This window comes from Bacteroidales bacterium (genome assembly GCA_016707785.1).
Classification (GTDB): Bacteria; Bacteroidota; Bacteroidia; order Bacteroidales; family UBA4417; genus UBA4417.
The window spans coordinates 82,607-97,718 of record JADJGZ010000005.1 but is presented as its reverse complement, the minus strand read 5'-3'; the positions used below and the strand labels follow the sequence as shown (position 1 = coordinate 97,718).

Sequence of the window (15,112 nt, the reverse complement as noted above, 5' to 3'; positions counted from 1 at the left end):
TATATTGTATTTTTTTGATCATCATGCCCGGGAGTAATCACTGGGTTTTTTTGTGCCATCACAAAAAGAATATGCATCAAAAAATTATTAGAAATGATTACACGTTTCCTTTTCAAACCAGCAGTATTCCTGGGATTATTTTTTACAACCTCATTACTGAATGCCCAAACTTCAGGTTTGATTAAAGGGGTACTGAGGGATATCTCAACCCTACAGCCAGTACCTTCTGTGAGTGTTAGTATATCCGGGCAACAGAAAGGTGTGATTTCTGATGCCAATGGAACCTTTGCCATCCAGGTTGCTACCGGTAAATATATATTAATCCTTCAACATCTGACGTTCGAAGAAAAACAGGTTGAGGTTTCAATAAACAATAATGAGATTTTAAATTTAGGATCTATATCATTGATTCCTAAAGTGATAGGGCTTGACGAAGTTCATGTCATTTCTTCCTTTGTTTCGGAGAAAGGAATACCTGTTGCCGTTTCAACAGTGAGCTCAAAAACTATTGAGAATCAAAGTGGTAACCAGGACTATCCAGAAATCCTTAAACTCATTCCTGGTGTTTACGCTACAAAATCGGGTGGAGGCAATGGTGATAATAGATTAACAATCAGGGGGTTTCAACAGGAAAACGTTGCATTACTTTTGAATGGAGTCCCGGTTAGTAGCATGGAAAATGGATTGGTTTACTGGTCAAACTGGTCAGGGCTGACTGACGCCACTGAAGCCATCCAGGTGCAGAGGGGACTTGGTGCTTCCAATGTTGCTATGAATTCGGTTGGAGGTACTGTCAATATTATTACCAAAAGCACCAGGAGTCAGGAAGGGGGAATTGTAAGGTATAGCCTGAGTGATTTTGGCAACCAGAAAACCGTGATGCAGTTCTCAACCGGGAAAATGAAACATGGAACAGCTGTAACTGTTTTAGGATCAAGATTGTCAGGAGAGGGATATGTGAAAGGTACATATGTGGACGCCTGGTCATATTTCCTATCCGTAAGCCAGGAAATCACCCCAAAACAGATGCTTATTTTCACTGCAATGGGATCACCGGAACGACATGGTCAAAAGAATTACCCTTCAACGGTTGCTGAAGTCTCAGAATTTGGAACCCGCTACAATTCAAGCTGGGGGATCTATAACGGGAAGATATTGAACCTCTCTGAAAACTTTTATCATAAACCCCAGATTAATCTGAATCATTACTGGAATATTTCTGAAAAAGCTTTCCTGGCAACATCAGCTTATGTGTCTTTCGGTCGGGGTGGGGGAAGGTATACCGAATCCTTTAATTACGGTCCTTCGCTATGGTATTTCAAGAAAAATAACCAGATCGATTTTGACCAAGCCTACCTCAATAACCTGAATAATAGTGATTCGTTCCTTATCTCAAATGGTACATGGGTAAAGAATTATTCCAGAAATGTCCTTACAAATTACAGGGCGAATCATTATTGGGTAGGACTTTTAAGCAGTTTGGATTATTCAATCAGTAAAAAAGTGAAAATCAAAGGTGGAGTTCATGTTCGGACATTTAAATCACATCTTTACGAAGAAATTGACGATTTAATGGGCGGAAAAGTATGGATTGAACAATTTGCATGGTCACTTAGTGGAATTTCAGGCAGGGAGCAGATAAAATATAAGGGCGATATCATCAATGTGGACAATTATTCGCTTCTGCAATACGGGAATCTATTCGGACAATTTGAATATGACTTTAAACCCTGGAAAAGCTTTTTAGCTTCCACTATTTCTACAACTTATTATCAGCGCGAAGATCCTTATAACTATCCTTTATCTCCTTTGAGTGAAAAAGTGAATAGAGTAGGTTTTGATATAAAAGCAGGTGCAAGTAGGGAGATTGGATCTCATGGAAAGCTATATGCCAATGTTGGTTATTACTCAAGGGAGCCCTACTTCAAATTTGTATATGTTAATTTTTCGAATGCAGTAGCGAGGGATCTTCGCAATGAAAAGATTACAGCATCAGAATTAGGGTACGAATACAATTCCGGCAGGATTTCGGGAAGGATTAATGCTTATAACACCATTTGGAAGGACAAAGCCATTCTATCAAAGGAAAATATTCAACTGGCTGACAGTAGCATGACCCGCGCCCTCATTAGAGGTCTAAATGCATTACACCGTGGCATTGAACTGGAACTGGGGCTTCTGCTCTTCAAAGATCTTACAGTAAATACTTCGCTATCGGTAGGAGATTGGAGATGGCAAAATGATGTAGCTGCAAGTATTTACAATGATAACCAGGTGCTGGTAGATTCAACAAGGATATATACCAAGGGCCTGTATGTGGGGGATGCCCCTCAGACTCAGTTGGGATTATCAATCGATTATAGCTTTCTTGAACATTTCAATGTGATCTGCAATTGGGTGTACTATGATTCGCTTTATTCCAATTTTGAGCCATCTAATCGAACGAATAAATCCGATAGATCACAACCTTTCAGGATTCCTGCATATAACCTGCTTGATCTTTATTTATCCTATCAGTGCACGATACAGCAGTCGGACCTAACCTTACAATTAAGTTGCCAGAATGTGATGAATAAGGAAGTGATGACCCGTGGTGAAGACGGAATCCTGCATGATGAATCCACATTTTCAGGATTTTGGTCGCAGGGAAGGACTTTTAATGTTTCAATGAAGCTTAGCTTCTGAGCGGCTGAGACTAATCCTTGAAATGAGGGAAATTTATTTCTTTAGAGACGTGCAATCACTTTTCGCATAACCCCAGAAACTTCACATGCAAAGTCTTCTAATTCAGGGTTGTGAAAGGATTTTATTGCAATTTCAGGGTTTACAATTACGATTTCTACTTTCCCGTCTTCATGTTCCTGCACAATAACATTGCAAGGAAGCATGATCCCTACCTTATCATCCTGAGTTAGCGCTTTAAATGCAAAATTGGGATTACAGGCTCCAAGTATCCTGTAAGGCCTGAAGTTCGCATCAATTTTCTTCTTGAAAGTGTCTTTTATATCTATTTCGGTTATGATACCAAAACCAAATTCTTTCAGGATATCCGTAATATTTTGAATAGCAACCTCAAAACTGGTAGTAACTGTTTTTGAGAAGTAGGGTTTCATGGGTTGATTGTCTAGGAATATTACAAAGGTAATGCAAGCATGTCAGGATTACTGCATTTCTTTCATATTGTTTGACACGGCTTATTCATATCCATTTTCGAATTCAATGCTTCCGCTTTTTTGAAACTGCAGCCTGATATAACCCTTTTGATCCTCAATGTAAGTTACCCCTTTCATGTTTTTCTTCACATGCGTCCTAAAAGGTAATTTCACAAGTATTTCTCCTTCAGATGTTGATTGAATACTGAATTTTTCGGTCATCCCATTTTTTCTTGAGGCACTTACCAGGAATGCTCCTTCAGTTCTCAGGTTTTCAAATGAAACATCTTTCCAAAATCCAGGTATGGCAGGGAAGATATCAATAAACCCTGCATGACTTTGCAGCAGCATCTCCTGAAGCCCTGCAGCAAATGCAAAGTTTCCTTCAAGTGTGAAAGGCCGGTAAGTCATTTGCGAATGTCCTGCTTTACATTGATCCCCATTCAGGTGAAAGCTATTGGGTGAGCAAAAGCATCTCGAAAATATATTCAGGACATCAGCAGCTTTTTCACCCATTCCCATCCGTGCATAGATATTTCCCAGCCAGCTAAAGGAATAGCCACACCACCAGTCGGTTCCACGCAATTCGAGATTGGACAGGCTATTCAACATGATGGTTCTGTCGTGCTCATTGTTGAAATCAAGGATGCCCAAAGGATGCATTGACATCAGGTGCGAAAAATGCCTGTGAGAGTCGTGATAAGGAAACCCGGGTGCAACCATTAATCCTTCCTGAGGATCAACTACAAGAGGAGGCACTTCTGCTGCCAGTTCCAGCCAGTGTTTACTTTCATTTTCCAGTCCCAGTTCCTTAGCCAGTTCTGCAGACTTTGTGAATGCATAATAAATCAATGCCCTGTCGAAGTTGGTCATCTCCAGGAACCAGGCTTTTATTCCGCCGTCATTGGTTTCCGGACTGGAACTCATTGGAAGTACTCTTTGCCCGTCTTTCAGAGTAGTAACCTGCTCCAGGTAGGTAGCAACTCCTTTGAACCAGGGATATGCCTTTTGTTCAAGGAATTCCCTGTCCATCGAATATCTCCATTGAAGGTAGAAATGTTGTGAAAGCCAGCAACTTACGGTGGGTGACATTGCATACATATGCCATCCACCCATTTCTTTACCACGCAGTGTAGAAACTCCCGGAACGTTTATTCCATCAGTTCCGAATACCCTTTTAGTGTACTGTTCAAAATAGGGTTTGCTTTTTCCAGAGCCAGTCGGTGAAAACGGCAGCTTCTTCCAGGTGATTGCTGCTGTATGATGACCAATAACTTAATTGAGTATTCAAATCATTATGGAAATCGCCTTTCCAGGGTGGGAGTTTTCCATTATCAGCTGTCCAGACCGCCTGCAGAGAAATAGGAGGACAACCTTTCCGGGATGCAGACCCGAATTTATATTGCTCCAGGTACCATTGTTTCTCCAGTTGTTTATCCGGGACTGAAATTGAACTTTGACTCCAGTATGACCGCCACCATTGTTTGTGAGCAGCCACTGCCTGGTCAAACCCTTGCTTCAGCGCATGAATGACTGATTTCTCAGCTTTTGGAGCTTTAGGTTCGTCAGAATAATGGGCGCTGATCGTAAAGGTACCTTCTGAGTTGGCTTCAGCCATCTTCCATGCAACTGCAGCACGGTAATTCAATGGACCCCAGCATTTCTGGGTATAAACCTGAAGGTTCTTTTTACTGATTACTTTTCCTTTGGGATAACCCAGGCGCCTCAGATCCTGTCCATCCACCACCTGGTCATTGCTTTGATTTGAAGGATCAGATGAGTAGGCAGGGGGAATAAGGATAGGAGGGATGCTGGTCCCTTTCCAGGAATAACGGCCTATATTCTGTGTTGCATCTATACAGATTAAGAAAGAAATACCCTCTTTCCACTTAATGGAGCACATGGCAGAGGCAATATCCAGCTCAATGGAAAGAGGTTTCCCAAATTGGCTGATATCGAATTCAAGGGCTGCCCCGGGTATTTTTGTTGGAGCAGCATCACGATCATAAGGTTCATCAGCAACCTTCCACACTGTATCCCAGTCTCCTGACAATTTATGCTGATAAGCCCATTGGTAAGTGTATTTTTCAATTTCCTTCGTGGGCCTGAGATCCCAAAGATCAGCCCGGTCTATTGAGATGCGGAGGTTAGCTCCTTTTTGCCATACGAGTGCACCAATCATACCATTACCTAAAGGAATGGCTTCATCCCATTGCTGTGGCAGGTCCGTGAAGACAAGATTGTGTGCCTTCGAAGGTTGTGCCGGGGATTGCACCAACAATGTCAAAAGGAGAATAAACAAGAAAAATAACCTATGCACGATTTTCATCATCTCATTTTTTGTAAAAATAACAGAATGTCTCATTGAATGAGTCAATAAATTTCGATAAGAGAACAGGATACGCTAACAAACTAAAGTGCCAGCATAAGATTTGCACCCAGCATAAAGCCACCTGGGACCATCACATTTAGAACATCTTTGTCATCTCGTGAAAGCGGATCTCCCTCCAGAATCCTATATTGCCCTGCAACTCTTGTCCCAACCTTTGATGCGATTCCGGTGTAGAATTGAAAATAGTGCCGCTTGAAAATCAACAGTTTATAATGAAATGTCAGATTAATCGTCTTGGTAGGATAGAGTTGCATGACCCTCATGGTAGAACTACTGCCGTTTGATATTGACAGATTAATCTTATCAAAACCTGTTGAATAGGAATAGCCAATGCCGACACCCCCTCCTTTCACAGGATTTGCATCAATTTCGGCGCCTATACTATGCCTGAAACCCCATAAACTCAACCCGGTGCCTGCATTCAGGTGGACAAATTTATAAAGGCGGTAATTCACAAAAATACCGGCCAGGCCAGAGGGTCCATTCAACCCGGTACCGGCGCCTAAGTAGAAATTTCTAAGGGCAGGAGTTTTTAATGTACTATCGGAACTTGCCTGCTGTGCGGAAAGCTGATAAAAGCAGAAAAAAACAAGAAGGGTACAAATCAGTCTTAACCTCATAATGCAAATTGAATTCCCATACCAAGGCTCAAACCACCCGGGCTTAAAATTTTGAGTACCTGTTTACTGGTAGAGGTAAGTTCAGAACCATCAGTTACTTTCCATGGCGAATCCTGCAGGGGTACTGCATATCCTGCTTCCAGGAAAAAGCGGTGTCGTTTACGCATTACCCATTTATATCCGATAGTGGGATTCAAGGTCATCCCGGAGTAAAGATCCATTGTTACATCTTTAGTGCCTGATGTGGTTTCCATCTGGGTTATGAAATTACTAAGCCCGGAAGCTCTTGAAAGGTAAATACCGTAGCAAAAGCTATTGGTTGATTTACTTTCATTGCGGATTCCTCCACTGATTTTAGTACCCCATGAGCCTAATCCTGCACCTGCATGGATAAAAAAGTTACCGGTGATTCTATAATCTGCGGTAATCCCGATAAGTCCAGCAAAACTTTCCAGTCCCGACTGTAATCCGATATAAAATTTCGGTTCAGGTTCCTGGTAATTGATGTCGTAAGATTGGGCCTTGAGTTGAATAGAGATAATAGTTAAAACTACAAAGATGATCTTTTTCATTTTCTAGATTCAATAATATGAATGACTTAATTAATAAAGGATGTATGACCTGATTGTGAATGAATGAACAATCAAATATATTGTATTTATTTGAAGATTATTCACATGTTTGTTGAGAAACCTTAATAAAAATGAAATAATGTGAATTAAAGATACCGATCATCCTTCACCAACGGAAGTTTAGCCATTTTCTCCACTTCAATAATGGGGAAGCCGAATTCTTCCACTACTTTTCCCAGAATCAGGTACACTCCTCTGCCTTTGAAGGGGTATTGCTTCATGACAGGTGGAAAGTGTACCGTGTCGAAAAATTCGCCTTTTACATCAAAGAAAGTCCCGAAATTCATTACCTCATCCCTGATCGTCCGTACATATTTGATGGTTACCAGCATTCCCACCATTTTTACCTGCCGGCCAATATAAGAGCGGAGTCCATGGGCATCTATCTCGCCCCGGTACTGGGTTTGCAGCAGTTCGAAATAGCTCATGGTGACAGGGAAATCAATCAGTTCCATTTCATCAAAGGCATCTTCCCGGTCGGACCTGACCAATACCGGTAATTCGAACCTTCGGGCAGGGGTGGTGAACAAAGCCCCGGTAGAAGGGGGAGGGGTGCTTTTCCTCAGCAGGTTATGAACTTCCCATAATAACTGCTGCTTTGTTTTCCCTGTAAACCGGAAGGCATTCAGCCTGATGAGGATGATGGCCTGTTCGAGCCCGACCGGGATGCGGTTAGTGAAATCCTCAAGGCTTTGGTATTCCCCGTTTTTCTGTCGCTCTTCAATAATGGCATGCGCCACCTGCGATTCGAGGTTGGCTATATGGATGAATCCCAGCCATATGGTTATCCCGCTGAGTGAGGTTGTATGCATACTGTGATTAACGCAGGGGAGCTCAATTTTTGCCCCGCAGCGGCGGGCTTCATTTACATATACCCATGTTTTGTAAAATCCACCGAAATTATTGATCACCGCCACCATGAATTCGATGGGGTAGTGGGCTTTCAGGTAAAGGCTCTGGTAGCTTTCCACGGCAAAGGAAGCTGAATGGGCTTTGGAGAAAGAGTAGCCGGCAAAGGATTCTATTTGCCTCCATACCTCCTTGATTATATCTTCAGGGTATTTTCTGGCCCTGCAATTGTCGAAGAATTTATCCACAATCTTCTGGAATTCAACCCTCGACCTGAATTTCCCGCTCATGGCACGCCTGAGGACATCGGCATCTGCCAGGTCCATGCCTGCAAAGTGATGGCAGATTTTCAAAACATCTTCCTGGTATACCATTACCCCATAGGTTTCCCCCAGTTGCTCTGCCATAATAGGGTGTATGTAACTGAACTTATCGGGATTATGAAACCTCCAGATGTATTCTTTCATCATCCCCGACCTGGCCACTCCCGGTCGAATGATACTACTGGCTGCCACGAGGGTGAGGTAGTTGTCGCATTTGAGTTTCGACAGCAGTCCTCTCATGGCCGGACTTTCAATATAGAAGCAGCCAATGGTTTCACTGATCCTGAGCTGGGACTTGACTTTTTCATCCTTCTTAAAATCCTGGACCCGGTGGACATCCACATTAATCCCCCTGTTTTCGCGGATGATATCAGCACATTCCTTTATGTGGCCCAGTCCACGCTGGCTAAGTATGTCCAGTTTCTCAAATCCCAGGTCTTCCGCCACATACATATCCCACTGGGTGGTAGGGAAAGCCTTTGGGGGCATATCGAGGGCAGTGTAGCAGGTGAGCGGTTCTTCCGAAACCAGCACTCCCCCGGCATGAATGCTCCGGATATTCGGGAAATCGGTCATCCGCACCCCTACATTCATTATGTGGTTGGCGATATCGTTATTATTCAACGGGTTATTGGGCTCTTCCACGAGGATATCAATTTCTTCCTTTGGTAAACCATATACTTTCCCCAGTTCCCTTAATATGGATTTTCCCTTGAAGGTACTGGTTGCCCCCAGCAATGCGGTATGTTCCCTGCCGTAGCGCTTGAAAATATAATCGAACACCTCATCACGGTCTTTCCATGAGTAGTCGATGTCGAAATCAGGCGGACTGCTGCGTTTGGGATTGAGAAAGCGTTCGAAGTAAAGGTTTAGTTCAATGGGGTCAACATCGGTGATTCTCAGGCAATAAGCAACAATGCTGTTGGCTCCGCTGCCCCTTCCTACATGGTAAAATGTACGGCTCATGGTATAGCGGATAATGTCCCAGGTAATGAGGAAGTAGGCCGAAAATCCAAGCCGGTCGATGATCTCAAGTTCGTGCTTTACCCTGCGGAGGGCTTCCTTATCCTTTTTGCCGTAGCGGTAGTAAAGGCCATCCATGGCAAGCTTTTCAAGAAGAAGTTTGTCGTCGTAGGCACTGGCTGAGAATAGCTTTTTGTTTTTTACTGTGGTGAAATCAAATTCTATACTGCAATCCTCCATTAATCGACTGGTATTCAGAAGGATTTGCGGGTATGATTCAAAACATTCCCTGATTCTGGAAGGTGAAAGAAACATTTCATCGGGCGGAGCTACCATGGCAGGCGTCAGCATGCTTAGTAAAATATTGTTATCGATTGCCCTTAGGTTACGATGCAGTTCATAGCCCTTTTCATCAGAAAAAGTTAGCGGACATAGTGCAAGTAATTTCTCCTGCTTGTGCCGGTACTCTGATGATAGTAACAGGTTTAGTTCTGGTATCCGGATTCCGGTGAATTCATTTTGCCTTAATTCCGCAACCCGCAATTTGCCAAAAGGATAGATCACATAGCAGTGATTAAAAGCCGGGGGGCGATCGGGGAGAGGGATACCTTGTATATTGTGATAACTGAGGAAATCGTTAAGTTCCTTGAATCCCTGGTTATTTCGGGCGATACCAATATACAGCAGCTTATTCCCATCCCTGAACTCAATTCCGGCTAATGGCCTGATGCCTTTTTTGCCACATTCTTTCACAAAATCCACCACGCCCATACTGTTGTTGATATCAGTAAGAGTCATACAATTTATTCCCTGATCCAGAGCCGTTTGTACCAGTTGGTCGAGTGGCAGGGTTCCGTAGCGAAGGCTGTAGTATGAGTGGCAGTTGAGGTACATGGATGTCTAATGTCTAATGTCGGATGTCGGATGTCTAATGTGGGATGTTTGATGTCGGATTGCGGAGTGGGGATTTTGGATTGCAGATTGCGGATTTTGGATTGTCCCGAAGGGAAGCCTTTGGCTCGGATTTTGGATTTTTGATCTTGGTCCGCCAGCTGGCGGATGGGACTTGGATCTTGGGATTTTGGATTTATTGGATTCCATCACCCAGCACTTAGCACTTGGGACTTTGGATTTTGACTCAGGACTTTGACTTGGATCTTGAGCCCATGGACTGCTTGCACTCTTCCCAGCACCCGGCACTCAGCACCGCATCAATCCTCCTCCTCCTCCTCCTCCATATTAATCCCCACAGCCCTTACCACCGACTTTCGTCCGTAGCGCAGGCGCATACGATCCACGGCCTGGTAGAGGTTAATGAGTTCGGGGGTGTCGTCGAACAGGTCAATTTGCTGGGTACCGGTGATCAGGTGGCTGAATTTTACCCCGATCAGGCGGATGAGCATACGGCGCTGGTACACCTTTCGGAATAGTTCCCTGGCAATGGGGATCAGCACATGGTCGAAGGAAGTATAGGGGATTCGCATTTGCATGGTATGGGTATCGAAGTTGGAATAGCGGATTTTGACAGTGACACAGGAGGTGAGTTTCTGCTTTTTTCGCAGGGAGTAAGCAATCTTTTCCACCATACATACGAGCAGGTCATTGATCATGTGTATATCGATGGTATCCTGGTCGAAAGTGGTTTCGGTGCTGATGCTTTTACGTTCGGAGTAGGGGATAACAGGAGTGGTGTCAATCCCGTTGGCCTTTTTCCAGATCACCAGTCCGTTTTGTCCCAGCACTTTCTCTACCATTTCGGGGGGGATACGGCTAAGGGTGTCGATGGTTGCAATGCCCATAGAGCGGAGCAGCCGGAAGGTTTTGTCGCCAATGCCGGGAATTTTGCTGATGGAGAGGGGGGCGAGGAAGGGCATGACCCTGTCGCTGCTGATTTCCAGTTCCCCATTAGGCTTGGCTTCCCCGGTGGCGATTTTACAGACGGTTTTGTTTACTGAAAGCCCGAAAGAGATAGGCAGTCCTGTTTCATGAATGATGTTTTGCCGCAATTCATGGGTCCATTTCATACTGCCAAAGAAGCGGTCCATTCCTGTGATATCCAGGTAATGTTCATCAATGCTGGCTTTTTCATATACCGGGGCCTTTTCGGCAATGATAGAGGTAACTATATTGGAGTATTTGGTGTACTGCTCCATATCGCCCCTTACAACGATGGCATCCGGACAAAGGATGCGGGCCATCTTCATGGGCATAGCCGAGTGTACCCCAAAATGCCTGGCTTCATAACTGCAACTGGAAACCACACTGCGATCAGAGAAGCCCCCGACAATCACAGGCTTCCCGATGAGTTTGCTGTTCGTCAGCCTCTCTACCGCCACGAAAAAGGTGTCGAGATCGAAATGGACTATGGTGTGTGGTGTGGCGAACATGGGGGATGTCTAATGTTTGATGTCGGATGTTTGATGTTTGATGTCGGATTTCGATGTCGGTGGCTGATTTCGATGGATTTGGAGTTGAGACTTGGATTTGGGATTTGGATTTTGGGACTTGCGATTCAGATGGATTTTTGGATTTTGGGATTGAGACTTGGGCTTGATTTTGGATTCATTTGCCCTGGATCAGCACCCAGCACTCAGCATATTCAGCACTCCCCCTTGGGGCAAAAAAAAATCACATTTTGCGTAATCATCTCATAATTGTATTATCTTTGATCAAAAATTAATCATTTTGTTGATTACAATATAATCAAAATTTTAATACCTGCATAAAATGGACGAAAATATTTTTGGACAGAACATCAAACTGCTTCGGAAAAGGAGAGGCAGAACACAGGATGATGTAGCCGTGGCAATGGATATGAAACGTTCAACAGTGAGCGGATATGAGAATGGAGTGGCTGAACCGGGGATTGAAGCCTTGCTGGCTTTCTCAGCTTATTATAAAATAGCAGTGGATACCCTGCTAAAGGTGGATCTGTCGAAATTGAATGAAAGTGAACTCTCCCAGTTGGAAAGAGGTTTTGACGTTTTCATAAGCGGAAGTAAGCTGAGGGTACTTACTACTACGGTGAACAGCGAAAACAATGAAAATATTGAACTGGTGAACCATAAGGCTTCGGCTGGTTACAGGACAGGCTTTGCTGATCCTGAATATATCAGGGTGCTTCCTACCTTTCAGCTTCCCTTTTTATCGTCGGAGCGGAAATACCGGACCTTTCAGATCAATGGTGATTCAATGCTTCCGATACCCGATGGCTCCTGGGTTACAGGAGAATTTGTCCAGAACTGGAAACTGCTGAGAGATGGTCAGGCATATATCGTGCTTACCATTGAAGATGGTATTATGTTTAAAATCCTGGAAGAGCGGATTGAAAGTGAAGGCCGACTGTTACTACATTCCCTGAATCCTTTGTATGAATCCTATTTTATTGATATTAAGGATGTAAGGGAGATATGGCGTTTTGTACACTATATCAGCGCCGAATTGCCGGAACCCAACCTGCCAAGGAATGAGTTTGCCAGTTCATTGGCCACTCTTAAAAAAGAAATGGCCGAAATTAAAGCTAAACTGAAACAGGGGAACTTGTTTGAATAGTAAATTCCGGACATTTCAACTATTTATACGAATCAAGGGTTGAATTTGACTAGTTGATCTTACTTTGCTTAAACCTGACAGGTTTCCAAAACCTGTCAGGTTTATACAAAGTAAATCAATCAATTAAATATTCAACGCTTGATTCGCGTTATTTACAATTACTACCAGCTCAGGGTATGACTTCCATTGTTATCATTGAAGGTAATGACCGTTACCTCCTGCACAAATTTCCTTGCATAAGTAGCCAAAGGATCCTTTTCATTTAAGGCTGTCAGGATATCCAATGATTGTTTTACCCCTTTATTAACTGTTCCATCAACTTTTAAAGTCGGGTTAGCCTCAAATCCATGCAGGATCAGTGCCAGTACTTTGAATTGGCTTTTGTAAGGCCCTTCAGCTGATTTAACAGAGATTTGTTTTGCCACGGGATCAAATTCGAATTTTCGGGTCATGAATTTGCCATTTTCATTTTCAAGGCTCACTCCATCATCCTCATAATATAGGAATTGTCCGGCTTCTGTTCCATTGTAAACATGGATAAAAAGTGTATCTGAAGGCTTTTCTGAAGTACTCTGTACGAGTGTCTGCATGGGGATGAAACTTCCACCCTTAGCAAATACCGGCAACTTATCAATGAGACATTCAACCATGATTTCCTGGTCACCAGTATATTGTTTGCCTGTATAGAAGTCATACCAGGTTCCTTCGGGGAGATAAACCTGTGTAAGCTGCTTGGTGCTCTCAACAGGGGCAACCAGCAGGGAGGGGCCGAACATAAACTGATGCTGATAGGCATAATACCAGCATTTTTCATTATAAGTATGATCAATAACCAGTGAGCGGTTGATAGGCATACCGGTCGTGTGGGCTTCATAGAAAGCAGAGTAAATGTAGGGGAGGAGCTTATATCTGAGCGAAATGTAATTTCTTGCATAGGTTTCAGTGAAGGGGCCATATGACCAGGGCTCAGAGCGTTTGAAGTCATAATGTTTATGAACCCTGAAGAATGGAGTAAAAGTGCCGATGGAAATCCACCTGGCAAAAAGGTCAGAACTGGCATCTGCTGTCATAAAACCGCCCACATCAGTGCCACAGAATGGCATACCTGTGATACCCAGAGAATTAACAAGCCGGCATCCAAGCATCATATGTTCTTCACTGGCTACATTGTCTCCTGTCCAGATGGCTGTATATCGTTGTGCCCCTGAAAATGCAGCCCTCGTCAGGATCAAAGGCCTCTTGTTCATCAACGCTTTGGTTCCTTCATAAGTGCTTTTTGACATAAGCATCCCGTAAACATTTTTTCCTTCCCTGTAGGATGCCCCTTTACCTTCCCAGTCGAACCTGACTATAGAGGATGTTTTTCCTCCACCCCAGGAAGCTACCTCATTCATATCGTTCCAGAAGCCTGTTACGCCTGTTTCAACATTCCCTTTAAACTGTTCACCCCACCATTGGCGTGCTGCGGGTTTGGTAAAATCAGGGAAATTGCACCATCCGGGCCATACCTGTGCTGTATAATTGGTTCCGTCAGGATACTTCAGGAACATCTGGTTCTTCACGCCATCTTCATATGCATGGTAACCCTTTTCGACCTTGATGCCCGGATCGATGATCACGGCAGTATTGATGCCCATTTTCCTGAGTTGTTCCACCATGGAAGCGGGCTGTTTGAAACGTTCAGGATGCCAGGTAAATACTTTATAGGCATCCATATAATGAATGTCAAGGTATAAAACATCCAGAGGAAATTTCTTTTCCCTGAAACTTGTTGCAAGGTTAAGGACTTCGGTATCAGGAAAATAACTCCATCTGCTTTGCTGATATCCCAATCCCCAAATTGGAGGCATGGGCATACGACCTGTAAGCCAGGAGTAGTTTTCAATGATTTTTGCTATGCTTTCTCCACCGATAAGGTAATAATTCATATTTCCTGCATCTGCTCCAAAAGAAGAATACCTGTCATTGGAAGCACCGAAATTAAAATAGCTTTTAAAGGTATTATCGAAGAATACCCCATAGCTCACCTGGTGGTGGATGCCAATATAAAAAGGAAATGAGGCATAAATCGGATCCTGGTTAACAGTATAGCCTGGAGTATCAGAATTCCAGTTCACATAGCCTTCGCCTCTGCGGTCGAGGTTGCCGGTTTTCTCGCCAAGACCAATGAATTTCTCACCTTCCTGCATTTTCTTGAAAGTTGTTACTTCTTCTCCAACCCAGGTGGTGCCAAATGCCGGTTCATCCTGGTTCAGAAGATTTCCTTTACTATCCTTAAGCGTGAACCGGAGAGGGCTCATGGATGCTTCAAGTTGCAGGGCATCAGTTTTTATGAGAGTTAAACCTTCTGTCTCCAGAATCTTTACCTGGCAGGTTTGAGGTACTGCAATCACTGCATAGGAATGATCTTCCTTAATAGCAGATTTTGAAATACTGATCCTGATAATTTCCGGTGAATATACTGTCACAACAGCAATCCCATTAGTGGTTTCGAAAGTAACCTGGTTGGTTTTGCGCGACATTTTTTTCACATTGCCGAGACTATTGTCGGGGAACTGCTGGGCATTCACTCCAATAGTAAGAGTGAAAAAAGAAGGATAGAAAGAAAGGTTTTCATTGAATTGGTTTT

General features: G+C 43.5%; 10 protein-coding genes. 2 read left to right on the top strand and 8 right to left on the bottom strand.

The features are described from left to right. The first annotated feature begins 93 nt into the window (after positions 1-93). Entirely contained in the window at positions 94-2,685 is a 2,592-nt protein-coding gene (locus tag IPH84_04540; protein MBK7172498.1) for a TonB-dependent receptor, read from the top strand. 41 nt (positions 2,686-2,726) lie between these two features. Here the strand turns inward: IPH84_04540 and IPH84_04535 are convergent, their stop codons facing one another. From IPH84_04535 to dinB, 7 genes are all read right to left on the bottom strand, one after another. Further along, entirely contained in the window at positions 2,727-3,113 is a 387-nt protein-coding gene (locus IPH84_04535) for a DUF302 domain-containing protein (protein ID MBK7172497.1), read from the bottom strand. Positions 3,114-3,194: 81 nt separating this feature from the next. Continuing rightward, on the bottom strand, positions 3,195-4,268 hold the full coding sequence (locus IPH84_04530; protein ID MBK7172496.1) for a hypothetical protein: 1,074 nt from the start codon (positions 4,266-4,268) through the stop codon (positions 3,195-3,197). A gap of 73 nt (positions 4,269-4,341) precedes the next feature. Then, positions 4,342-5,481, bottom strand: coding sequence for a hypothetical protein (locus IPH84_04525; GenBank protein ID MBK7172495.1), 1,140 nt, complete (start codon positions 5,479-5,481; stop codon positions 4,342-4,344). An 83-nt stretch (positions 5,482-5,564) separates the two neighbouring features. Further along, positions 5,565-6,164: a hypothetical protein gene (locus IPH84_04520; protein MBK7172494.1), complete on the bottom strand. Its 600-nt coding sequence runs from the start codon at positions 6,162-6,164 to the stop codon at positions 5,565-5,567. Continuing rightward, on the bottom strand, positions 6,161-6,736 hold the full coding sequence (locus IPH84_04515; GenBank protein ID MBK7172493.1) for a hypothetical protein: 576 nt from the start codon (positions 6,734-6,736) through the stop codon (positions 6,161-6,163). The genes IPH84_04520 and IPH84_04515 overlap by 4 nt, the downstream gene beginning before the upstream one ends. 146 nt (positions 6,737-6,882) lie before the next feature. Then, complete coding sequence (locus tag IPH84_04510) at positions 6,883-9,825, bottom strand: DNA polymerase III subunit alpha (protein MBK7172492.1); 2,943 nt, start codon at positions 9,823-9,825, stop codon at positions 6,883-6,885. Positions 9,826-10,142: 317 nt separating this feature from the next. After that, complete coding sequence (gene dinB, locus IPH84_04505; protein ID MBK7172491.1) at positions 10,143-11,318, bottom strand: DNA polymerase IV; 1,176 nt, start codon at positions 11,316-11,318, stop codon at positions 10,143-10,145. 340 nt (positions 11,319-11,658) lie between these two features. On the opposite strand from dinB, the gene IPH84_04500 reads away from it, so the two are divergent. Next, positions 11,659-12,483, top strand: coding sequence for a LexA family transcriptional regulator (locus tag IPH84_04500; GenBank protein MBK7172490.1), 825 nt, complete (start codon positions 11,659-11,661; stop codon positions 12,481-12,483). Positions 12,484-12,644: 161 nt separating this feature from the next. On the opposite strand, the gene IPH84_04495 is transcribed toward IPH84_04500, so the two are convergent. Next, positions 12,645-15,005 carry a glycoside hydrolase family 31 protein gene (locus tag IPH84_04495; GenBank protein MBK7172489.1) on the bottom strand — a complete coding sequence of 787 codons (2,361 nt, stop codon included), beginning with the start codon at positions 15,003-15,005 and terminating at the stop codon, positions 12,645-12,647. Between the last annotated feature and the right edge of the window lie 107 nt (positions 15,006-15,112).